At 71.2% G+C, this 22165-nt stretch carries 21 protein-coding genes; 8 read left to right on the forward strand and 13 right to left on the reverse strand.

What is annotated here, in order from left to right:
* Positions 1–23 precede the first annotated feature (23 nt).
* Together AB0959_RS17060 and AB0959_RS17065 are read right to left on the reverse strand one after the other, a co-directional pair.
* Complete coding sequence (locus AB0959_RS17060; protein ID WP_366827193.1) at positions 24–1373, reverse strand: serine-threonine protein kinase; 1350 nt, start codon at positions 1371–1373, stop codon at positions 24–26.
* 153 nt (positions 1374–1526) lie between these two features.
* Positions 1527–2786, reverse strand: a complete 1260-nt coding sequence (locus AB0959_RS17065; protein ID WP_366827194.1) for a DUF1343 domain-containing protein — start codon at positions 2784–2786, stop codon at positions 1527–1529.
* A 260-nt stretch (positions 2787–3046) separates the two neighbouring features.
* Here AB0959_RS17065 and AB0959_RS17070 point away from each other — a divergent pair, with 260 nt between their 5' ends.
* Both AB0959_RS17070 and AB0959_RS17075 read left to right on the forward strand, forming a co-directional pair.
* Positions 3047–3811 carry an SDR family oxidoreductase gene (locus AB0959_RS17070; RefSeq protein ID WP_366827195.1) on the forward strand — a complete coding sequence of 255 codons (765 nt, stop codon included), beginning with the start codon at positions 3047–3049 and terminating at the stop codon, positions 3809–3811.
* Between the two features lie 146 nt (positions 3812–3957).
* On the forward strand, positions 3958–4551 hold the full coding sequence (locus AB0959_RS17075) for a TetR/AcrR family transcriptional regulator (protein ID WP_366827196.1): 594 nt from the start codon (positions 3958–3960) through the stop codon (positions 4549–4551).
* A 215-nt stretch (positions 4552–4766) separates the two neighbouring features.
* Here AB0959_RS17075 and AB0959_RS17080 read toward each other — a convergent pair whose 3' ends face one another.
* The 7 genes from AB0959_RS17080 to AB0959_RS17110 form a co-directional block, all read right to left on the reverse strand.
* On the reverse strand, positions 4767–5981 hold the full coding sequence (locus tag AB0959_RS17080; RefSeq protein ID WP_366827197.1) for an acyl-CoA dehydrogenase family protein: 1215 nt from the start codon (positions 5979–5981) through the stop codon (positions 4767–4769).
* 6 nt (positions 5982–5987) lie between these two features.
* Positions 5988–7022, reverse strand: coding sequence for a phosphotransferase family protein (locus AB0959_RS17085; protein WP_366827198.1), 1035 nt, complete (start codon positions 7020–7022; stop codon positions 5988–5990).
* 188 nt (positions 7023–7210) lie between these two features.
* Positions 7211–8122 (reverse strand): MBL fold metallo-hydrolase, encoded by a 912-nt coding sequence (locus tag AB0959_RS17090; RefSeq protein WP_366827199.1) that lies wholly within the window; start codon positions 8120–8122, stop codon positions 7211–7213.
* Between the two features lie 408 nt (positions 8123–8530).
* The gene (locus AB0959_RS17095) at positions 8531–8848 is read right to left on the reverse strand and encodes a DUF202 domain-containing protein (protein ID WP_366827200.1); all 318 of its coding nucleotides are present in this window, start codon (positions 8846–8848) and stop codon (positions 8531–8533) included.
* On the reverse strand, positions 8845–9237 hold the full coding sequence (locus AB0959_RS17100) for a DUF202 domain-containing protein (protein WP_366827201.1): 393 nt from the start codon (positions 9235–9237) through the stop codon (positions 8845–8847). Before AB0959_RS17100 ends, AB0959_RS17095 begins: the two co-directional genes overlap by 4 nt.
* Positions 9238–9288: 51 nt before the next feature.
* Complete coding sequence (locus AB0959_RS17105; protein ID WP_366827202.1) at positions 9289–9804, reverse strand: NUDIX domain-containing protein; 516 nt, start codon at positions 9802–9804, stop codon at positions 9289–9291.
* 463 nt (positions 9805–10267) lie between these two features.
* Entirely contained in the window at positions 10268–11173 is a 906-nt protein-coding gene (locus AB0959_RS17110) for a DMT family transporter (RefSeq protein WP_366827203.1), read from the reverse strand.
* Between the two features lie 353 nt (positions 11174–11526).
* On the opposite strand from AB0959_RS17110, the gene AB0959_RS17115 reads away from it, so the two are divergent.
* The 3 genes from AB0959_RS17115 (at position 11527) to AB0959_RS17125 (ending at position 14670) form a co-directional block, all read left to right on the forward strand.
* Positions 11527–13182: an FAD-binding dehydrogenase gene (locus AB0959_RS17115; protein WP_366827204.1), complete on the forward strand. Its 1656-nt coding sequence runs from the start codon at positions 11527–11529 to the stop codon at positions 13180–13182.
* A gap of 134 nt (positions 13183–13316) precedes the next feature.
* Complete coding sequence (locus tag AB0959_RS17120) at positions 13317–14057, forward strand: molybdopterin-dependent oxidoreductase (RefSeq protein WP_366827205.1); 741 nt, start codon at positions 13317–13319, stop codon at positions 14055–14057.
* Positions 14041–14670: a cytochrome b/b6 domain-containing protein gene (locus tag AB0959_RS17125; RefSeq protein ID WP_366827206.1), complete on the forward strand. Its 630-nt coding sequence runs from the start codon at positions 14041–14043 to the stop codon at positions 14668–14670. The genes AB0959_RS17120 and AB0959_RS17125 overlap by 17 nt, the downstream gene beginning before the upstream one ends.
* A gap of 164 nt (positions 14671–14834) precedes the next feature.
* Here the strand turns inward: AB0959_RS17125 and AB0959_RS17130 are convergent, their stop codons facing one another.
* The 3 genes from AB0959_RS17130 to AB0959_RS17140 form a co-directional block, all read right to left on the reverse strand.
* Positions 14835–15746 carry a hypothetical protein gene (locus AB0959_RS17130; protein WP_366827207.1) on the reverse strand — a complete coding sequence of 304 codons (912 nt, stop codon included), beginning with the start codon at positions 15744–15746 and terminating at the stop codon, positions 14835–14837.
* Between the two features lie 170 nt (positions 15747–15916).
* Positions 15917–17314: a gluconate:H+ symporter gene (locus AB0959_RS17135; protein WP_366827208.1), complete on the reverse strand. Its 1398-nt coding sequence runs from the start codon at positions 17312–17314 to the stop codon at positions 15917–15919.
* A gap of 94 nt (positions 17315–17408) precedes the next feature.
* On the reverse strand, positions 17409–17927 hold the full coding sequence (locus AB0959_RS17140; RefSeq protein WP_366827209.1) for a gluconokinase: 519 nt from the start codon (positions 17925–17927) through the stop codon (positions 17409–17411).
* 182 nt (positions 17928–18109) lie between these two features.
* On the opposite strand from AB0959_RS17140, the gene AB0959_RS17145 reads away from it, so the two are divergent.
* Positions 18110–18829: a FadR/GntR family transcriptional regulator gene (locus AB0959_RS17145; RefSeq protein WP_366827210.1), complete on the forward strand. Its 720-nt coding sequence runs from the start codon at positions 18110–18112 to the stop codon at positions 18827–18829.
* Positions 18830–18850: 21 nt separating this feature from the next.
* Here AB0959_RS17145 and AB0959_RS17150 read toward each other — a convergent pair whose 3' ends face one another.
* Positions 18851–19273 carry a YchJ family metal-binding protein gene (locus AB0959_RS17150; RefSeq protein WP_366827211.1) on the reverse strand — a complete coding sequence of 141 codons (423 nt, stop codon included), beginning with the start codon at positions 19271–19273 and terminating at the stop codon, positions 18851–18853.
* A gap of 369 nt (positions 19274–19642) precedes the next feature.
* Here AB0959_RS17150 and AB0959_RS17155 point away from each other — a divergent pair, with 369 nt between their 5' ends.
* The gene (locus AB0959_RS17155; RefSeq protein WP_366827212.1) at positions 19643–21505 is read left to right on the forward strand and encodes a phage tail sheath subtilisin-like domain-containing protein; all 1863 of its coding nucleotides are present in this window, start codon (positions 19643–19645) and stop codon (positions 21503–21505) included.
* Positions 21506–21623: 118 nt separating this feature from the next.
* Positions 21624–22148 carry a phage tail protein gene (locus AB0959_RS17160; RefSeq protein ID WP_004003113.1) on the forward strand — a complete coding sequence of 175 codons (525 nt, stop codon included), beginning with the start codon at positions 21624–21626 and terminating at the stop codon, positions 22146–22148.
* Positions 22149–22165 lie beyond the last annotated feature (17 nt).

Below are 22165 nucleotides of genomic sequence, written 5' to 3' on the forward strand. Positions count from 1 at the left end.
CACCGGCGGTGCGCGGCGGCGGGTCAGGCGATACGGCCCGCCGCCAGCACCACCCGCGCCAGCTCCTTGTGGCAGATGTCGCTGTGGGCGCCCGACGGCGGGCCGCCGCGCCTGACCACGGCCCCCGCGTCGATGTTCACGCACCCGGACGTGGGCAGCTGCGCCGTGAGCGCGTCGGCCAGCTTGAACGAGCGCGTGCCCTTCACGGCCCGCACTCCGTCGTAGCCCAGCGCGCCCCACTTGGTGCCGAGGACGCTGCCGATGCCGAAGCCCGCGACCGAGCGCGAGTCGCCCGCCATGCGGGAGGCCAGCGGGTAGATCGTGCCCAGCGCCGAGTCGTGACGGGAGTGGCAGCACACCAGGGGGCCGTCGACGCGTTTCTGCTGGCCGTGCAGAACCCCGCTCGCCCGCGTGTCGTGCGGCAGCCGGGCCGCGAAGGCGTAGTGCGAGAAGGCCCCCTGGAGCAGCGTCACCGACTTCACCGTGCGCACGCCCTCGGGCAGCCCGCGCAGCGCGAACGACACCAGCCGCGCCCCGAAGCTGTGCCCCACGAGGTGCACCCGCACCTCCGGCGCCGCCTCCGCGAGCTGCCCGACGACCCGCCCGAGCCCGCGCTCACCGACCGTGCCCGCACGCCGCTTCATCGCGAAGTAAGTGGCCTGGCGCAGCAGTTCCTTGCCGCCGTCCCACAACCGCGGCGCCACGGCGACGGCTTCGGCTCCGACGGCCCCGTTGCCCTCCACCTGCGCCAGCGCCGCCGCGAACTCCCCGCACACCGCCACCGTGTCCCCGAACAGCATCTCGGGGTCGCTCTCCGGCACCCCCTCGGCCAGGGTGTCCGCCGCGAACGAGGCCTGCGGACCCTGCGGCCGCACCTCCACCAGCAGCCGTACGAGCCGCCCGAACTCCTCCAGCGAGGCGCTCTCGTCCGGCTGCTGGTCCAGCAGCCGCGCCAACTGCTCCACGACCGTCGCCCGCCCCGGGAACATCTCCAGAAGCGCGTGCCGGGTGCCCTTGTCGAGTACGGGACGCGCGGTCGCCGGGACCTCGGCGGCCACCTCGGCGTCGGCGGCCACCGATCGCGGCAGGTCGGGGATGGGTTCGTCCGAGAACCGCATCGAGGGCCACAGCACGCCCACGTAGCCGAGGCGCGCCTTGGGCGCCAGCGCGGGGAACGGCTCGAAGAAGCGGCTGTAGAGCCGTGTCGCGCCCGAGCGGTCGTTGTTCCAGCCGTGCGCGAAGACGACCAGGTCGCGCACCCCGCGCTGCCCGGCCTCCGCCAGGAGCCGGTCCCGCTGCCGTCCGTCGACGTCACCGTCCGCGTCGAAGGTCAGCTCCCAGTAGGGAGTCACGCCGATGTCCGGATCCGCCATGCCGAGCCCCCTTCGGCCCCCGTCGGTCATGCGCTGTGCGCGCATCGTCCCGCTGGTGGCGGCGGTTGGCCATACGTCACGCAGGGCTCGGACGTACCCGAATCCATGTGCGGGTGACGGGCCGCCGCGTCGGCGGCCGGATCAGCCGCCGGATCAGCGGTACAGGAGGTACTCCCGGCGCACCCTCCGGAACGCCTCCAGCTCGTCCCGCCAGCCCGCCACGACCTCGTCCGTGTCCGCCCCCGCGTCGATCATCGTGCGCACCCGCGCGGAGCCGGTCAGCTTGTCGATCCAGTTGTCGGCCCGCCAGGCGAAGCCGCTCCAGACCCTCTTGGCGGTCACGAGGAGGGCGATGCCGGTGCGCACCGGGTCGTACGCGGCCCGGTCGTGGACGTGGATCTGCACGCCCCCGACGGTCTTACCCTGGAACTTGGAGAACGTGGGCGCGAAGTACGCCTCCCTGAAGTGGACGCCGGGCAGGCCGAGTTCCTCCGCTGCCTCGGCCCAGCGGCGGTCGATCCCCTCCGCGCCGAGCAGTTCGAACGGCCGGGTGGTCCCGCGTCCCTCCGACAGGTTCGTCCCCTCGAAGAGACACGTCCCCGAGTACACGAGAGCGGTGTCGGGCGTCGGCATGTTCGGGCTCGGCGGCACCCAGGGGAGCGCGGAGGCGTCGTAGAACTCCGACCGCCTCCACCCGGACATCAGGACGGTGTCCAGCGGCACCGGCGAGGTCAGGAACTCCTTGTTGAACAGCCGCGCCAGCTCCGCCACCGTCATCCCGTGCGCCTGAGAGATCGGCTGCCGGCCCACGAACGTCGCGAACTCCTTGTGCAGCACGGGCCCTTGGGCCGAGCGCCCGGTCACCGGGTTCGGCCGGTCGAGGACCACGAACCGCTTGCCCGCGAGCTGGGCCGCCTCCATGCAGTCGTACAGCGTCCAGATGTACGTGTAGAAGCGCGCCCCGATGTCCTGGATGTCGAACACGACGGTGTCGACGCCGGACGCGGTGAAGACGTCGGCGAGCGGCCGGCCGCTCTTCTGGTACGTGTCGTAGACGGGCAGCCCGGTCGCCGGGTCGTCGTAACGGCCCTCCGAGCCACCCGCCTGGGCCGTGCCGCGGAAGCCGTGCTCGGGGCCGAAGACGGCGACGAGGTCCACGCGGTCGTCGGCGTGCATCACGTCGACGATGTGCCGGACGTCGCGGGTGACGCCCGTCGGGTTGGTGACGACCCCGACGCGTTCGCCGTCGAGCAGCGTGTAGCCGTCGGCGGCCAGCCGCTCGAATCCGGTGCGGAGCCTGTGGCCGCCGGTGGCTCCGGTGGCTCCGGTGGCTCCGGTGGCTCCGGCAGGGCTCACTGTCAGTGCGGCGGTGGCCGTGGTGGCGGCGAGCAGTCGTCGTCTGGACACCCGCATGGTTGTGACCTCCGTGATCGACGGAACTGTCGGAGGCCACGGTATTGCTCCGCCGGGTGAGCCGGAATGGATGCGGTGGTGTGTTGGCTGCGGGCCGGCTGTGGCCGGTCGCGCCCACGCGGCGGAGCCGCATATCGACACAGCCCCGCGCCCCTTGAGGGGCGCGCAGTCACCCTTCCGTTGCAACATACCGACCAGTTAGTCTGACCGCTCGGAAATGAACTCGGAGACGGAGCCGTTCCGTCGCGTCGAAGGAGCCGATGGTGGGAGCCGTGCAGGGTGCTGGAGTGGTGGTCACCGGAGCCGGGGGCGGTATCGGGGCGGCGCTGGCCCGCCGTTTCGCGGCCGAGGGGGCGCGGGTGGTGGTGAACGACCTCGACGCCGGCAAGGCGCAGGCCGTGGCCGACGAGATCGGCGGCATCGCGGTGCCGGGAGACGCGTCCGCGATCGTCACCGAGGCCCGGGACGCGCTCGGCGGCACGGTCGACGTCTACTGCGCCAACGCGGGCCTCGGCTCCGGCGGCACGGAGGCGGCCGACGAGAAGGTCTGGGAGCTCGCCTGGGACGTCAACGTGATGGCGCACGTCCGCGCGGCGCACGAGCTCCTGCCCGCGTGGCTGGAGCGCGGCAGCGGCCGGTTCGTCTCCACGGTCTCGGCCGCCGGGCTGCTCACCATGATCGGCGCCGCGCCCTACAGCGTGACCAAGCACGGCGCGTACGCCTTCGCCGAGTGGCTGTCGCTGACCTACCGGCACCGTGGGCTGAAGGTCCACGCGATCTGCCCGCAGGGCGTGCGCACCGACATGCTGACCGCGGCCGGCAGTGCGGGCGAGCTCGTGCTCGCGCCGACCGCGATCGACCCCGAGGACGTGGCGGACGCGCTGCTCAAGGGCATCGAGGAGGATCGGTTCCTGATCCTGCCGCACCCCGAGGTCGCCGAGTACTACCAGGCCCGGGCCGCCGACCCGGACCGCTGGCTGGCGGGCATGAACCGCGTCCAGCAGAAGTGGGAGACCCGTCCCTGACGGCCCTGCCCGACGTGCCGGGCCCGGAGGGTGGAAAGATCCTCCGTCGAAGACGGCGTGTCCCGGCGGATCGGCGACGATAGGACGAGTGGGCGTCCGGCGGACGACGACGAACAGGCAGAACCTCGAAAGGCAGGTGGCGGCAAGTGCCCAGGACGACGGACGGAGACGGCACGCCCGTCCCGCAGCGGCTGCTGGCCGCCGCCACCCGGCTCTTCGCCGAGCAGGGCTACGACCGTACGTCGGTGCAGGAGATCGTGGAGGCGGCGGGCGTCACCAAGGGCGCGCTGTACCACTACTTCGGCTCCAAGGACGATCTGCTGCACGAGGTGTACGCGCGTGTGCTGCGCGTTCAGCAGGAGCGTCTCGACGCCTTCGCGGGCGCGGACGAGCCGATCGAGAGACGTCTGCGGGCGGCGGCGGCCGATGTCGTCGTCACGACGATCGAGAACCTCGACGACGCGATGATCTTCTTCCGGTCGATGCATCATCTCAGTCCCGAGAAGAACAAGCAGGTGCGGGCGGAGCGGCGTCGTTACCACGAGCGCTTCCGTGCGCTGGTGGAGGAGGGGCAGGAGTCGGGCGTCTTCTCCACGGCTACTCCCGCGGACCTGGTGGTGGACTACCACTTCGGCTCCGTGCACCACCTGTCGACGTGGTACAGCCCGGACGGCCCGATGAGCCCCCAGGAGGTGGCGGACCACTTGGCGGACCTGCTGCTGAGGGCGCTGCGGCCGTAGGTCGAACGGGGATTGTCTCCGGGGCTGAACAGCGCGGGGAACTGCACGGCTTTCAGGGGCGCGGGGAGCTGAGCGACCAGCCCCCGCCCACCCGCACCCAACCGACCCACCCACCCGCCCCCCGGGGGGGGCATGGGGGCGGAGCCCCCGAGGATGGGACGGGTAGACGGGTAGGGGCGGCGGGGGCGAAGGAAACCCCCGGCCGCCCCGGCGGGTCACGCGTACCGCTTCAGCTCCCGCCGCGCCAGCGACCGCTGATGCACCTCATCGGGCCCGTCGGCGATCATCAGGGTCCGCGCGCCCGCGTACAGCTCGGCGAGCGGGAAGTCCTGGCTGACACCTCCCGCACCGTGCAACTGGATCGCCCGGTCGATGATGTCGACGACCGCCCGGGGCGTCGCGATCTTGATGGACTGGATCTCCGTGTGCGCGCCCCTGTTGCCGACCGTGTCCATCAGCCAGGCCGTCTTCAGCACCAGCAGCCGCAACGACTCGACCGTCACCCGCGCGTCCGCGATCCAGTTGTGCACCACACCCTGCTGGGCCAGTGCCTTGCCGAAGGCGGTGCGGGACACCGCCCGCCGGCACATCAGCTCGATCGCCCGCTCGGCCATGCCGATCAGCCGCATGCAGTGGTGGATACGGCCGGGACCGAGCCGCGCCTGGGCGATGGCGAAGCCGCCGCCCTCCTCGCCGATCAGGTTCGACACCGGAACGCGCGCGCCGTCGAAGACCACCTCCGCGTGCCCGCCGTGGTAGTGGTCCTCGTAGCCGAACACCTGCATGGCGCGCTTCACGGTGACGCCCGGGGTGTCGCGCGGGACCAGGACCATGGACTGCTGGCGGCGGATGTCGGCCCCGTCCGGGTCCGTCTTGCCCATCACGATGAAGATCCGGCAGTCCGGGTTCATCGCCCCGGAGATGTACCACTTGCGCCCGGTGATGACGTACTCGTCGCCATCCCGCTCGATGAGCGTGGTGATGTTCGTGGCGTCCGACGAGGCCACGTCCGGTTCCGTCATCGCGAACGCCGAGCGGATCTCGCCCGCGAGCAGCGGCTCCAGCCACTGCTTGCGCTGCTGCTCGTCGCCGAACTGGGCGAGCACCTCCATGTTGCCGGTGTCGGGCGCCGCGCAGTTCAGCGCCGTCGGAGCCAGCTGCGGGGAGCGGCCCGTGATCTCGGCGAGCGGGGCGTACTGCAGGTTCGTCAGGCCCGCTCCGTACTCCGAATCCGGCAGGAAGAGGTTCCACAGGCCCTGCCTGCGGGCCTCGGCCTTCAGCTCCTCGACCACGGCCGGGGTGTCCCACGGCGAGGCGAGCCCCGCGCGCTGCTCGTGCGCGATCGTCTCGGCCGGGTAGACGTACTCGTCCATGAAGGCGAGGAGCTTGCCCCGCAGCTCCTCCGTACGGGCGTCGTATGCGAAGTCCATGGTGGATCAGCCCTTCCCGGAGCCTTGTCGGAGAGTCGTCAGGCCGTGCTCGATGAAGACGGGGACCAGTTCGCCGATGCGGTCGAAGCCGCGGCCCACCGTCTGGCCCAGCGTGTACCGGTAGTGGATGCCCTCAAGGATCACGGCGAGCTTGAACCACGCGAACGCCGTGTACCAGGAGACCTCGGAGACGTCGCGCCCCGAGCGCGCGGCGTACCGCTCGACGATCTCCGCCGGATCCGGGTGGCCGGGAGCCGCGGCCGTCGTGGAGACCGGGGAGTCCGGCAGCCCGAGCGGCACGCTGTACATGACCAGCAGGCCCAGGTCCGTCAGCGGGTCGCCGAGCGTGGACATCTCCCAGTCGAGGATCGCCCTGATCCGGTCGTCCTCGCCCAGCAGGACGTTGTCGAGCCGGTAGTCGCCGTGCACGACCGCGGGCGCGGGGGAGTGCGGGAGCGCGCGGCCCAGGGTGGCGTGCAGCTCGTCGATCCCGGCCAGGTCGCGGTTGCGGGAGGCGTCGAGCTGCTTGCCCCAACGCCGCAGCTGGCGGTCCAGGAAGCCCTCCGGGCGCCCGAAGTCCTCGAGCCCCACCTCGGCGGGGTCCACCGCGTGCAGCTCGACGAGCGTGTCGACCAGGCTCAGCACGGCCTCCCGGGTGCGCTCCGGGCCGAGCGGGGCGAGCTGCTCGGCGGTGCGGTACGGGGTGCCCTCCACGAAGTCCATGACGTAGAACGGGGAGCCGAGCACCTCCTCGTCCTCGCACAGCAGCACGGGACGCGGCACGGGTACGTTCGTCGGGTACAGCGCGCTGATGACCCGGTGCTCGCGCTTCATGTCGTGCGCGGTCGCCAGCACATGGCCCAGCGGAGGGCGCCGCACGACCCACTTCGACGTGCCGTCCGTGACCTCGTACGTGAGGTTCGACCGCCCGCCCTCGATGAGCCGGCCGGTCAGGGGGCCGCTCACCAGGCCGGGCCGCTCGGCATCGAGCAGGCCGCGCAGCCGGTCCGGATCGAGACCGGGTGGGTGGTCAGGACTCATCGTCGCTCCTACGTGCGGGTGAACGGGGACGGGGATTCCACTCGGATCCACATGCGCTGGAATTTCACTGGGACTCATGATGCCGACCGGTCGGTATGCCGTCCAGTGGGCGGGGCGAAAGTGATCGGTCTCTCCACTCGTTCCGGCGCCGGCGCCCGTGTGCGAGACCCGGGCGCCGGTACCCGGGCTCACGCGTGGCAGGTCATCATCTCGCCGCCGTTGATCGCCGCCATGTCCGTGAAACCGGCGAACGGGTCGACTCCCTCGCCCTCGGGATGTCCGTCCAGCTCGGCGTAGGCGCGGCGCAGGTTCGCCACGAGCCGCTCGCTCTCCGGCAGCTCGGCGTACTCCCCGAGGTCGGTCTGCCGGGCCGCCTCCAGCGGGGTGAGCCCCGCCGCGTGCGACTTCTCGGCCACGTCGGCCACGAAGCGGATGTACCGCTCGGCCCGGTCGAACGCCGACGGGTCGGTGACCGGCCCGTGCCCCGGTACGACGGTCTCGGCGCCCAGTGCGCGCAGCATCTCCAGCGCACGCAGCGAACCGCTCAGCGACCCCATCAGGAAGAAGGGCGTCCCGCCCTCGAAGACCAGGTCCCCGGTGAACACGACGCGGCGGTGCGGCAGCCAGACGAAGGAGTCGCCCACGGTGTGCGAGACGCCCGGGTGGATCACCTCGGCCTCGATGTCGCCCACGTGGAGTGTCGTGCGGTCCGTGAACGTCAGGTCCGCGCCCTTGATCGGGACGTGCCCGAAGTCGGTCTGCGGCCAGAGCAGGTGCAGGTGCTGTCCGCTGGCCAGGGCCTCGCGGCGGCAGGCGGCGTGCGAGACGAGTGTGGCCGTGGGCATGAAGTGGCCGTTGCCGTAGGTGTGGTCGCCGTGGTGGTGGGTGTTGACCAGGAGCCGGGGGGCCGGGACGCCCTTGTCCTCGATCGCGGCGGACAGGGCCAGGGTGCGGCGTTCGGTGGCCGCGGTGTCCACGAGCAGGGTGGTCGTGCCGTCGCTCACGAAACCGGAGTTGTTCAGGCACCATCCGCCGTCCGGTTGCACGTACGCGTGCACGTCCTCGGCCAACTCGACCGTGTACGGCTCGCCTGCGGTCATGGGGACCCCCTGGGATCGTCACCAACTGGTGCACAGAGCCTGCCAGTCGGTTCCGAGCTGCCGGAATCCGGGGTGCCCGGTGGTTTCGCCCCCGCCGCGTGGGTGGGCGTCTGGGGTGGGTTTGTCGGGTGCGGGTGAGTGGGGGCTGGTCGCGCAGTTCCCCGCGCCCCTAAAGACCGTGCGGTTCCCCGCGGCGTTGAAACCAGCCCTGGCCGGGAAGATTCAGCGCAGCCCCGCACCCTCCAGCGCCGCCCGCACCCTCCAGCCCCTCCGGCGTTTGAGGAGCGGGGGTCCGGGGGCTGGCCCCCGAACGGGGTCGAAGGGGCGGAGCCCCTGGGGGATGGGACGAGGATGGGACGGGTAGGGGCGGCGGGGGCGAGGAAACCCACCAGCAGCAGACCCGCCGCGTCACACCACCAACGCCGCCGCACACACCGCGAGGGCCACCGTGCACAGGGCCGCCGCCGTGGCGTGCCGGCCGGCGATCACCGGGGGACGCGGCGAGGCCAGGACCCGGATGCGGAGGTGGGCGAGCCACAGGAAGCCCAGCCACAGGACCCCGCACACCGCACCGACCAGCGCCCCCACCACGGACGGCCCCTCGTGCAGCGCCGTCTTCGCGGCAAGCACGGCCGCCACGGTGCTCGCCAGCGTCGTACGCCGCCACGCCAGCCGCGTACGCTCCGGCTGGAGCCCGGGATCCCGCTCGTCACCGGCGCCGCTCATCCCTCCCACCCCAGGAGCACCACGGCGACCATGGCGATCGCGACGACGGCCACCGCGACGCTGAGCAGCGCCGGGAAACGCGACACGGGCAGGTCCTCGCCGCGCCGCATCGCCCGCTCGCACCGCACCCAGTGGTTCACCGCCCGCAGCGAACACAGCACACCGGCCGCGAGCAGCGCGAGCGCGAGGCCCACCCGCCAGCCCCACCGCAGGTCCGGCAGGAACTGGTCCACCGCGAAGCCCCCGCCGATCAGCGCGAGCGCGGTGCGCAGCCAGGCCAGGAAGGTCCGCTCGTTCGCCAGCGAGAACCGGTAGTCGGGAGTGCCGCCCTCCTCCCGGACCTCCTGTGGCGCGAACCACAACCGGACGTTCCGCAAGAATTCGATCACATTCACGACCCTATCGGGCGCTGTTCCGACTCCCTGGAGCGAGGGGAGGGGTCAGCCCATGGAGCGGTACGCCTTGAAGCGTTCGTACGCGGCCAGGCCGTCGGGAACCCACTCCCACTCGGTCAGCCGCCGCTCCAGCTCGTCCTCCGGCAGGAACCCGTGCCAGGCCACCTCCTCGACCTGCGGGTTCACCGGGAGGTCGCAGCGGACCTCGTACACGGCGGACCACCAGGTCTGGCCGGCGCCGTCGTCGTACAGGAACTTGAAGAGGTGGGCGGGCCGGGGGAGGCCGGAGACCCCGAGTTCCTCCTCGGCCTCGCGCAGTGCCGCGTCGTCGTAGGACTCGCCCGCGCCCACGACCCCGCCGACCCACATGTCGTACAGGGAGGGGAAGACCAGCTTCGTCGGGGTGCGGCGGTGGACGAAGATCCGGCCCTCGGCGTCGCGTACGTGGATGAAGGCGCAGCGGTGGCGCAGTCCTCGCGCGTACGCCTCGCCCCGGGGTGATTGCCCGATGACCCGGTCGTTCTCGTCCACGATGTCGAGGATCTCGTCGGCGGCGCTCATGGCCCCATCCAAGCAGGCCGGTACGGATCCCAGTAGGCCGCCCGACCCGGGGCCTCGCCCCAGGGTCTCGACCACAGGTCCCGACCCGGGGCCTCGACTCCGGCCTCGACTCCGGGTCCGGCCCCGGGCCCCAACCCCGGGCTTCGACCACAGGTCCCGACCCCAGGTCCCGACCCCAGGCCTCGACCACAGGTCCTGACCCCGGGCTTCGACCACAGGTCCCGACCACAGGCCTCGACCACAGGTCCTGACCCCGGGCCTCGACCACAGGTCCTGACCCCGGGCTTCGACCGCAGGTCCCGACCCCAGGTCCCGCCCCCAGGCCTCGACCACAGGTCCTGACCCCGGGCTTCGACCACAGGTCCCGACCCCAGGCCTCGGTCCTGGGCCTCGACCCCGGGCCTCGACCTCAGGTCCCGACCCCAGGCCTCGACCCCGTGCCCCGACCCCGGGCAAAGGACCCTCAGCCCGACCGCAGGGCGGCCCGTTCCCGTGGATTCCGCGGCGCCGGGACGCAGCCGCGCGGCATCGCCGGGTGCATCCCCAGCAGCACGATGCCGCCGACGATCGCCGCGAGGCCGGCGGCCTCCCAGGCCAGCGCGCCGGTGTCGGTGCGCAGGCGGTCGCCGAGGAAGCCCACCCCGCACGCGATCCCGGCGAGCGGCTGGGCGGCCGTCAGCGCGGGCAGCGACATCCGCAGCGGCGCCGTCTCGAAGGCGCTCTGCACCAGGATCAGGCCCGTGACGCCGAGCAGGACCACGCCGTACAGCTGCCAGCCGGTCACCAGCTCCGTCCAGCCGCCCTCGGAGAACCGCTGCCCGCTGACCCGGGTGAGCGCGTCCTGGACGCCGTAGAGCAGTCCCGCGGCGAGGGCCAGCAGGACCGGCCCTGCGCTGAGCCGGGACCGCTTCGCGTACGTCGTCAGCAGCAGGGCCAGGCCCACCATGGCCCCGATGATCAGCCAGTGCCGGAACGGGTCGGAGACCGCCTCGCCGCCCTCCGGCCGACCGGCCACGATGAACGCGGTCACCCCACCCGCGAGCAGCACCAGCCCCGCCCAGCCCTGGCGGCCCAGCGGCTGCTTCGTCTGCCTGCGGGAGAGAGCCAGCGCGAACAGGAGGTTCGTCGCGAGGAGCGGTTCCACCAGGGACACCTCGCCCTGCCCCAGTGCGACCGCGCCGAGTGCCATGCCGCACACCATGAGTCCGATCCCGCCCAGCCACCGCGGCACCCGCACCAGGTCGAGGAGCAGCCGGGGCGAGAGGAAGTCACTGAGCGGGGCGTGCGCGGCGGCCTGCTGCTGGAGCACGAAACCGAACCCCAGACAGCACGCGGCACTCACGGACAGGAACAGAAGCAGGAACGACACGCTGGGTAACCTCGGGTCGTCGGACACGGCACCGCCGCGGCCGCCGGGGCGCCGCAGACACTGGTCGGAAGCCGGTGTCACGCGGAGGGCCGGACGGGGCGCGACGCGTATCCCGACGACTGTAGCGAGCCGGGCGGGAGCTGTCCGCAGGAGCGGACACATCCCGGCAGTTGACTCGCTCACTCTTGTGCCGAAGGATCTGATGCCAAGCTGCCGACCGGTCGGTAACAACGGCCCGGCCCGGCTCCTGACCTGCCTTGACATGCTTTGACAGTTCTTTGGCGCGTGGTTTTACGCGTTCTTTGACATGCACTTCGACACGTACTTTGACACGTTCTTGAGAGGACGGCTCCATGGCGTACGACGCAGATGTGATCGTGATCGGGGCGGGCCTCGCCGGCCTCGCGGCGACCGCGGAGCTCGTCGACGCCGGCCGCACGGTGATCCTCCTCGACCAGGAGCCCGAGCAGTCGATGGGCGGACAGGCCTTCTGGTCCTTCGGCGGTCTCTTCTTCGTGAACTCGCCCGAGCAGCGCCGGCTGCGCATCAAGGACAGCCACGCCCTCGCCCTCCAGGACTGGATGGGCACGGCCGCCTTCGACCGACCCGAGGACAACTGGCCGCGCAAGTGGGCGGAGGCGTACGTCGACTTCGCCTCCGGAGAGAAGCGCGCCTGGCTGTACCAGCAGGGCGTGCGGTTCTTCCCGGTGGTCGGCTGGGCCGAGCGCGGCGGCTACGACGCCAACGGGCACGGCAACTCCGTACCCCGTTTCCACATCACGTGGGGGACCGGGCCGGGGCTCGTCGAACCGTTCGAGCGGCGGGTGCGGGCCGGGGCGGCCCGCGGGCTGGTCCAGCTGAAGTTCCGGCACCGCGTCACCGGGCTGTCCCGCAGCGGGGGCGCCCTCGATACCGTCACGGGCGAGATCCTGGAGCCGTCCGGCATCCAGCGCGGCCAGGCCAGCAGCCGTACCGTCACCGGCGCCTTCGAGTTCCGGGCGCAGGCGGTGATCGTCACCTCCGGCGGCATCGGCGGCAACCACGACCTCGTCCGCGCCAACTGGCCCGAGCGCCTCGGCACCCCGCCCGAGCGGATGGTCTCCGGGGTGCCCGCGCACGTCGACGGCAAGATGCTCACCATCGCCGAGGAGGCGGGCGCGCACCTGATCAACCGCGACCGCATGTGGCACTACACCGAGGGCATCCAGAACTGGAACCCCATCTGGGACAACCACGGCATCCGCGTCCTGCCGGGCCCGTCCTCCCTCTGGCTGGACGCCCGCGGCAAGCGGCTCCCGGTCCCGCTCTTCCCGGGCTTCGACACGCTCGGCACGCTGGAACACATCATGAAGACCGGGTACGACTACACGTGGTTCGTGCTCGACCAGAAGATCATCGGCAAGGAGTTCGCGCTCTCCGGCTCGGAGCAGAACCCCGACCTGACCGGCAAGTCCATCAAGGACGTCATCAACCGGGCCCGCGCGGCCGTGCCCGGCCCCGTGAAGGCCTTCATGGACAACGGCGCCGACTTCGTCGTCGAGAAGGACCTGGGCTCCCTCGTCCGCGGCATGAACGCGCTCACCAAGGAGCCGCTCATCGACGAGGCCGCGCTGCGCCGCGAGATCGTCGCCCGCGACCGCGAGATCGTGAACCCGTTCACCAAGGACCTCCAGGTCATGTCGATCCGCGGCGCCCGCAACTACCTCGGCGACAAGCTGATCCGCACCGCCGCCCCGCACCGCATCCTCGACCCCAAGGCGGGCCCGCTCATCGCCGTCCGCCTCAACATCCTCACCCGCAAGACCCTCGGCGGCCTGGAGACCGACCTGTCCTCCCGCGTCCTGACCGAGGGCGGGGACCCACTGGAGGGCGTGTACGCGGCGGGCGAGGCCGCGGGCTTCGGCGGGGGCGGCGTCCACGGCTACCGGTCGCTGGAGGGGACGTTCCTGGGCGGGTGCCTGTTCTCGGGGCGCACGGCGGGGCGGGCGGCGGCGAAGGCTTTGGGCTAGGACCGGGGGGCGACCCCGCGTGAGCACCGCCGAGCGATGTCGCGTGTCGGCGAGTGATTACGGAACCCTGACGGATTGATACGGACACCTGCCGCCGCTGGCCTCATCGGGGTGGCAGGTGTTCGAATCAGTACGTGAGCACTGAACAGCCCCCAGAGGAACAGCCCCAGGAGCGGGGCGCGCCGGTGGGCCGCCGTGTCGTGCTGGGCACGATCGGGCTCGGAGCGTTCGGACTGGTCGCCGCACCCGTGCTCCAGCGGGGTCTGGAGTCCTTCCTGGGCGAGGCCGCCGACAAGGACCCCACGGGCCTCACCGGTCTGCTCCCCAACGGTGGCGGTTTCCGCTACTACTCGGTGACGTCGTCCGTCCCGAACAAGAACGAGTCGACCTACCGCCTCACGATCGACGGACTGGTCGACCGCCCGACGTCGTACACCCTCGACGAACTCCGTGCCCTGCCCCAGACGCGGATGGTGCGCGACGTCCAGTGCGTCACCGGCTGGCGGGTGCCCCACACCCCCTTCGAAGGCGTACGCCTGTCCCGGTTGCTGGACCTGGCGGGAGTGCGATCGTCGGCCGGGGCGATCCGCTTCACCTGCTTCGACGGGTCCTACACGGAGAGCCTGACCCTCGACCAGGCCCGCCGCGCGGACGTCCTGGTCGCCCTGCGCATGCAGGACAAGGACCTGAGCCACAACCACGGCGGCCCGGTCCGGCTCTACGTCGCCCCCATGTACTTCTACAAGTCGGCGAAGTGGCTCTCCGGTATCACGGTCACCGAGAAGGTGAAGCCGGGATACTGGGAGGAGCGGGGCTACGACGTCGACGCGTGGGTCGGCAAGTCGAACGGGCGGGACGATGAACCCACGAGTTGACACCCCGGCGGTCGAGTCGGCCCCCTCCGCCCGTGTACGCCGCTTCAGTCGCGCCGAGCGCTGGGTGCACCGGACCGCGGCCGCGCTGATGGGCGTGTGCGTGGTGACCGCGGCCTGCCTGTACGTCCCGCTGCTCGCCGAACTCGTGGGCCGCCGCGCCCTCGTGGTCACCGTCCACGAGTGGTCGGGCCTGCTGCTCCCGCTCCCCGTGCTGGCGGGACTCGCCTCCCGCGCCTTCCGGGCGGACCTGACCCACCTCAACCGCTGGGGCCCGCACGACCGCGTCTGGCTCCGCAAGGCCCTGCGCCGCCTTCCCGGTCCCCGCCCCGCGGCCAAGTTCAACGGGGGCCAGAAGCTCTACGCGGCCTGGATCACCGGAGCCACCCTCGTCATGCTCGGCACGGGCCTGATGATGTGGTTCACCCATCTGACCCCGCTGATGTGGCGCACCAGCGCGACCTTCGTCCACGACTGGCTGGCCCTGACGATCGGTATCGTCCTGGCCGGCCACGTCGGCATGGCCCTGGGAGACCCGGAGGCGCGGGCGGGGCTGAGGACAGGGGCGGTGAGCCGGGAGTGGGCCGAGCGGGAGCATTCGCTGTGGCGGCCGTGAGGCGGGCCGCCGCGGAAAACCACCCACGCAGGCCACCCACGCAGGCCACCCACGCAGGCCACCCACGCATGCCGCCACCCACGAAGGCCACTCATGCCCGGACCCCGCTCCTCGGAAGGAACGGGGCCCGGGCCGGCCGACGTGGCGCGCCTCGCCGATGAGGGTCAGCCGCGGCGCAGGCGGACCGCCACCGTCTCGTTGACGGTCACCGGCTGGGCGTAGTCGGGGTCCGTCGCCGTGGCGTGGCCCTCGACCTCGACGAGACCACGCTGGAACGGGACGGTGCCCGTGGGTACGGCGGTCCCGGTCCATGCCACCGGTGCGCCCGGGACGCAGGCAACCGACGTGGTGAAGGAGCCCCGGATGATGGTCTGGTTCTTCACCTGGGTGACGTCACCCGACACGGTGGTCTGCACCGGCTTGTTGCAGCTCACCGTCCCGTTGAAGGTGGCCTTGCCGTTCAGGGTGCTCGCGGTGCCCTCCACCGCGACGGCGAGGCCGAGGTCGAGCTCGGCCGGCGGGGCCGGGTTGTCGATGTGGACCTCGCCGCGGGCGGCGGGGGTGCTTCCCTCGCAGTGCTGCTCGAAGGAGGCGTCGAGCTTCTTCACGTATCCCTGCGGGCCGAACTCCACCGCGTCAATGGTGAAGGTGCCGGTGAGCGTGTTGCATCCGCGCCCGTTGCCGCTGAGGTCGAGACCGGGCTCGTTGTGCCCGTTGAACGGGTAGCGGGTGGCTCCGGTGTAGGTCCCCGGCGCCAGGGTCTTGCCGGACGGCGCCGCGAGGTCCAGGGACCACCAGTCGCCGTTCCCTCCGTCGACCGAGAGGGAGACCGCGCTGTTGGCGCTGTTCGTGGAGATGTTCAGGCGGTCGCTGGACGCGGTCGAGTAGGCGTAGGACTGTCCGCCGCTGATGTAGTCGCCCTCGTCGCCGCTGAAGGCGAAGGACCCCTCGGTGACCGGCAGCGCGTGTGCCGCGGGGCCCGACAGCAAGCCGGTCGAGCCGGTGGCCATGCCCAGGGCCAGGACGAGGACGGCCGTGGCACGGGCTAAGACGCGTCTGGGCGTGCTGAGTTTCATGGTTGTTCCCCCTTGAGAGACGGTGTGCCCCGCCGACGTGGTGTGATCGTCGGCGGGGCGAGTCTGCCAACCAGGGGGATGTGCGACAACTACGTTTCAGGAGGCATGAGTTGTGGTTTTGGCCAACATCTCTCCCGGAGGTCGTACCTCCTGGATGACGGTCGTACCTCCTAGATGACGAGGGACAACAGCAGCACCACACCTCCGGCGACCACCGAGATGATCGTCTCCATGACGGACCACGTCTTGACGGTCTGGCCGACGTCCAGGCCGAAGTACTCCTTGACCAGCCAGAAACCGGCGTCGTTGACGTGGCTGAAGAACAGCGAGCCCGCGCCGATGGCGAGGACGAGGAGAGCCGCGTGCGTGGTCGACATGTCGGCCGCGAGGGGCGCGACGAGACCGGCCGCCGAGACCGTGGCCACGGTCGCCGAGCCGGTCGCCAGCCGGATCGCCACCGCGATCAGCCAGGCCAGCAGGAGCGCGGGGATCGACCAGTCCTCGGAGATCTCCAGGATCATCTGGCCGACACCGCAGTCGATCAGCGTCTGCTTGAAGCCGCCGCCCGCGCCGACGATGAGGAGGATGCCCGCGATCGGGGCCAGCGACTTCTCGACGACCTCCGTGAGGCGGCCCTTGGTGAACCCGGCCGGTCGGCCCAGCGTGAAGATGCCCACGAGCACGGCCGCGAGCATCGCGATCAGCGGAGAGCCGATCACGTCGAAGACACGCTGGACGCTGTTCTCGGGGTCGTCGATGACGATGTCCACGAGGGCCTTGGCCAGCATCAGCACGACGGGCAGCAGCAGGGTGATGACGGTCGCACCGAAGCCCGGACGCCGCTCCAGGTCCTCCGAGGCACGGGGCGGCAGCATCCGCTCGGGGACCGGCACGTCCGCCCAGCGGGCCGCGTACCGCGAGAACAGCGGACCGGCTATGACCACCGTGGGTATCGCCACCAGCACACCGAGGGCGAGGGTCACGCCGAGGTCGGCCTTGACCGCGTCGATCGCGACCAACGGGCCCGGGTGGGGCGGCACCAGACCGTGCATCACGGACAGGCCCGCGAGCGCGGGGATGCCGATCCGCATCAGTGAGTAGTTGCCGCGCTTGGCGACCATCAGCACGACGGGGATCAGCAGCACGATGCCGACCTCGAAGAACAGCGGCAGACCGATCACCGAGGCGATCAGCACCATCGCCCAGGGCATCGAGCGGCCGCCGGCCTTCGCCAGGATCGTGTCCACGACCTGGTCGGCGCCGCCCGAGTCGGCGAGCAGTTTGCCGAGGATCGCGCCGAGGGCGATGAGGACGCCCACGCCCGCGACCGTGGAGCCGAGGCCGGCGCTGAAGCTGGTGATGACCTTGTCCAGCGGTGCCCCGGCGAAGGCGCCGAGCGCCAGCGAGCCGATGGTCAGCGACAGGAAGGCGTGCAGCTTGAACTTGGTGATGAGCAAGACGATGACGGCTATGCCCGCCAGTACGGCTATGCCCAGTTGCGCGTGGCCCGCCGAGGTGATCGGTTCGGGGGCGTCCGCCGCCAGCATCTCGACGCTGAGTCTGGTCACGGTGAATCCTTGTGTGGACGGGGAGTTGGGGGAGAAACGAGCGTAGGGGCCCACTAGGGAGAACAGGTGGGCCCGCTACGGAGAACAGGTGGGCTTACGCGGAGGGCCCGTCGAGCTCCCCGAGCGCGGCCACGGCCCGCCCGGTGATCTCCTCAGGGGTGCCCGAGACGTCGACCGCGACACCCGGCTCGTCCGCCCCGAGAGGCTGGAGCGTGGCGAACTGCGAGTCCAGCAACGCCGTGGGCATGAAGTGCCCCTGACGGTGCGTCATCCGGTCCCCGATGAGGTCGCGGTCACCGGTGAGGTGCACGAAGACCAGCCCGGGCGCGGCCGCCCGCAACCGGTCACGGTAACTCCGCTTCAGCGCCGAGCAGCTGACCACCCCACCGAGCCCGGCCCGTCCGTGCGCCCACGCGCCGATGGCGTCCAGCCACGGCCGGCGGTCGGCGTCGTCGAGCGGGACCCCGGCCGACATCTTGGCGATGTTGGCCTCGGGGTGGAAGTCGTCGCCCTCGGCGTACGGAACGCCGAGCCGGGCCGCGAGCAGGGGACCGATCGTGGTCTTGCCGGTCCCTGCCACACCCATGACCACGACGACGTGGGGGGAACGCATCTCTACCTCGCTGTCCTCATCGACATCCGACGGCGCGCGAGGCCCTGGGACGGTCGCGCCACGTCGTCCGACGCCACCTGACGTCGACCACACTGAAACCTATTAGGTACGACGAATTCAAGAGTCTGTGACATATAAGTCTGACTTTTTCTCGTGGCGGATCTCCTCGTACCCTGATGCCCATGAGCACACCGGGCCGGGGGCTGCACGGCCGAGTACTGGAGAGCCTCGGCCCGGCGATCACCGCGGGCGAGTACCCGCCCGGCAGCGTGCTGCGTACGGACGAGCTGGCGCAGCGCTTCGAGGTGTCACGCTCGGTGATGCGCGAGGCGGTCCGCGTCCTGGAGTCCATGCATCTGGTCGAGTCGCGCCGCCGGGTCGGCGTGACGGTCCGTTCGCCCGCCGAGTGGAACGTCTACGACCCCCAGGTCATCCGCTGGCGGCTGGCCGGCGCCGACCGTCCGCGCCAGTTGCGCTCACTCACCGTGCTGCGCTCCGCGATCGAACCGGTCGCCGCGGGGCTCGCCGCGAAGAACGCAACCGCCGAACAGTGCGCCGAACTCACCGAGTGCGCCCTGGGGATGGTGGCCAACTCGCGCGGTCACCGGCTGGAGGGGTACCTCGTCCACGACATGGCCTTCCACCGGGTGATCCTCAACGCCTCCGGCAACGAGATGTTCGCCCGCCTCGGCGACGTGGTCGCGGAGGTCCTGGCGGGCCGCACCCACCACGAAGTCATGTTCGAGGACCCCGACCCCGAGGCCGTCACCCTGCACGTCCAGCTCGCCGAGGCCGTCCGCGAGGGCGACGCGGGCCGCGCCGAGCAGCTCACCCGCGAGATCACGGTCGGCGCCCTGGAGGAGCTGGACATCCTGGCGCCGGGCGGCCCGTCCGCGCCCTGACCGACGCTCATGGAGCAAGGGTTACCCGGGGAACTCCCCGTCGACGTACACCCACGCCCCGTCGACCCGCTCGAACCGGCTCCGCTCGTGCAGAGCGCCGCCCCGGTAGGAGGCGCGGAAGGTCACGGTTCCCGTCGAGTGGAACGCCGAGCCGTCGGTCGTCTCCAGTACCTCCAGGCCGGTCCACCTGAGCCCCGGCTCGAAGTCGACCCGCGCGGGCCGCGTTCGCGGATGCCACGTGCGCAGCAGGTACCCCTCGTCCCGCTTCACGAACGCGCTGTAGCGGGACCGCATCAGCGCCTCGGCGGTCGGCGCCGCCACCCCACCCTCATGAAATCGGCCACAGCACTTCTCGTACGTCTCCGCAAGACCGCAAGGACAGGAGGGATTGTGCGCGGCGTCCGAGGGGCGCTTGCGCCGGGACTGCGGGGTGCGTCGGGGCATGGGGCCTATTCTGCTGCAACACCGCCTGTGCGAGATCCGTGAAGCATCCGTCGCGACACGCGCACATCGTGTGCGAGTCATGTTCGGCGCCCTCCATCGAACCTCCCCCACGACTGGCGTGAACCAACCTTGCTGCTGCAACTCCCCATTCACCAAGGTGGATCGAGCACTTGAGCATCAGGAGTCACAAGCGCGCTGCTTGCCCCGGACGGCCGTCCGCCCGGGGAACTACGGGGGAAAACTGATGCGGAGCCCGCGGACCGGACGCGTTGTCGCGCCCCGGGACCACCCGCGCGCGCCGGACGACACGACTCCCTCTGCCGCCTCTTGGTGCCTTTCACCGGTGCCCGAGAAGGGATAGGAGGGGGAATGCCGACGAACGCAGCGACCGCCAGGCCGACGTATCCCGGCGTCTACGTCGAAGAGCTTCCCAGCAGCACCCGCACGATTTCCGCCGTGACCACATCGGTGACCGCCTTCGTCGGTCACACCCGGCGGGGCCCGCTCAACGAGCCGGTGCGCGTCACCGGGTTCACCGAGTTCGAGCGCCGCTTCGGCGGTCTCGGCTCGCAGAGCGCCGTCGCCTACGCGGTGCAGCAGTTCTTCGCGAACGGCGGCTCCGTCGCCGTGATCGTCCGCGTCGCCAAGGCGGGCAGCGGCAAGGCCGCGTGCGTCGTCCTGGAGTCCACCGAGGGCCACAGCGAGAGCAGGGTCCTCGAAGTGCACGCCAAGGAACCCGGTGTGTGGGGCAACGGCCTGCGCGTCGCCGTCGACTACGACACACCGCACCCCGACGAGACCTTCAACCTGCGGGTGTACGACGCCAAGGGCGACGCCCGCGAGAGCTTCACCGGGCTGTCCATGGACGCCGGGAACGGCCGCTACGCACCGACCGTGATCAACGCCGGCTCCCGGCTGATCCGCGTCGAGGCCGTCGGCGAGGGCCGCCCCGACCCGTCGGGCACCGTCTCCAAGCCGTTCGGGCACGAGCTGCCCGACCTGGCCGTCGACCTCACCGTCAAGATCGGCGAGGTGGAGCGCGAGTTCACGCTCTACGACCCCGACTGCGACGGCGAGGCCCCGACCACCGTCGCCGAGCTGGCGCTGCTCCTGGAGCGCAAGCTGCGGGCGCTGCCCGACGCGCCCGGCAAGCACGCCTTCGCCGGCGCCGAGGTCACCGCCTTCGGGCGCCGCCTCCAGGTCGTCGCGGGCTCCACCGACCCCGAGGACGTCGTCCGCTTCGTCGGCGAGTGCGCCAACGACCTGGGCCTGGAGGCCTCCGTCAACCCGCCGGTCTTCCCACTGGAGGGCGGCGAGGACGGCGAGGCGCCCGGCCCGCGTGACCTCATCGGCAGCGAGAGCGACAAGACCGGCATCCAGGCCCTGCGCGGCGTCGCCGACGTCAACCTGCTGGCCCTGCCCGAGCTCGCGGCGTACGAGAACACCGAGGACATGCTCACGGTCGTCTCGGCGGCCCAGCGGCTGTGCCAGGAGCGGCGGATCTTCCTGCTGGTGGACGCGCCGAGCACCTGGGTCAGCGTCGACACGGCCCGGGCGGGCCTGTCCGCCTTCGACGCCGTGCGCGGCAACCACGCCGGTCTGTACTTCCCGCACATCCAGCTCACCGACCCGCTCACCGGGCGGCTGCGCTCCTTCCCGCCGTCCGGCGCGGTCGCGGGCGTCATCGCGCGCACCGACTCCGAGCGCGGCGTGTGGAAGGCCCCCGCGGGCACCGAGGCACAGCTGGCAGGCGTGCACTCGCTGACCGTGGACCTCACCGACCGCGAGACCGGGCTGCTCAACCCGCTCGGCGTCAACTGCCTGCGCACCTTCCCGCTGACCGGCCCCCTCGTGTGGGGCGCCCGAACGCTGGAGGGCTCCGACGCGCTCGACAGCGAGTGGAAGTACGTGCCCGTACGGCGGCTCGCCCTGCACGTGGAGGAGAGCCTGCAACGCGGCCTGCAATGGGTCGTGTTCGAGCCCAACGACGAGAGCCTGTGGCAGCAGATCCGCCTCAGCGCCTCCTCGTACCTGCACACCCTTTTCCGCCAGGGTGCCTTCAAGGGCAGCACGCCGCGCGAGGCCTACTTCGTCAAGTGCGACCACGAGACGACCACCGCCGAGGACATCGAGAACGGCATCGTCAACGTCCTGGTCGGCATCGCCCCGGTCCGCCCTGCCGAATTCGTGATCGTCAGGATCCAGCAGACGTCGGGACAGTTCACGCTCTGAGCGGTCCCGCTGATCGCGGTGGGCAACTGCGCGACAAGCCACAGTCGGCCCGAAGTAGCCCACCGCGATCAGCGGAGCGCTCACGCAATCTTGGAGAGCTTGGAGAGCAAGGAACCCAATGGCTGAGTTCACGGTCAACGCGCATCGCTTCGACCCGTACAAGAACTTCAAGTTCCTGGTGCTGTGGGACGGTCGTACGGTCGCCGGCATCAGCAAGATCAGTCCGCTGAAGCGGACCACGGAGGTCGTCAAGCACCGCCACGGCGGCGACCCCTCCTCCCCGCGCAAGTCGCCGGGCCGCTCGGAGTTCGAGGGCATCACCCTGGAGCGCGGGGTCACCCACGACCCCGAGTTCGACCGCTGGGCCAACAAGGTCTGGCAGGTCGGGGCGGGGCTCGGCTCCGAGGTGTCCCTCGCCGACTTCCGCAAGGACATCGTCATCCAGGTCCTCAACGAGGCGGGCCAGGTCGCCGTCTCGCACAAGCTCTACCGGACCTGGCCGAGCGAGTACCAGGTCCTCGGCGAGCTGGACGCCAACGCCAACGCGGTGGCCATCCAGTCGCTGAAGCTCGAGTGCGAGGGCTGGGAGCGGGACTACGAGGTGCCCGAGCCCGAGGAGCCGTCGTTCCTCAACCCCGCCTGACGGACCGGTTGAGGGAA

The sequence above is a fragment of the Streptomyces sp. NPDC046862 genome, assembly GCF_040704615.1.
Taxonomy (GTDB): Bacteria; Actinomycetota; Actinomycetes; order Streptomycetales; family Streptomycetaceae; genus Streptomyces.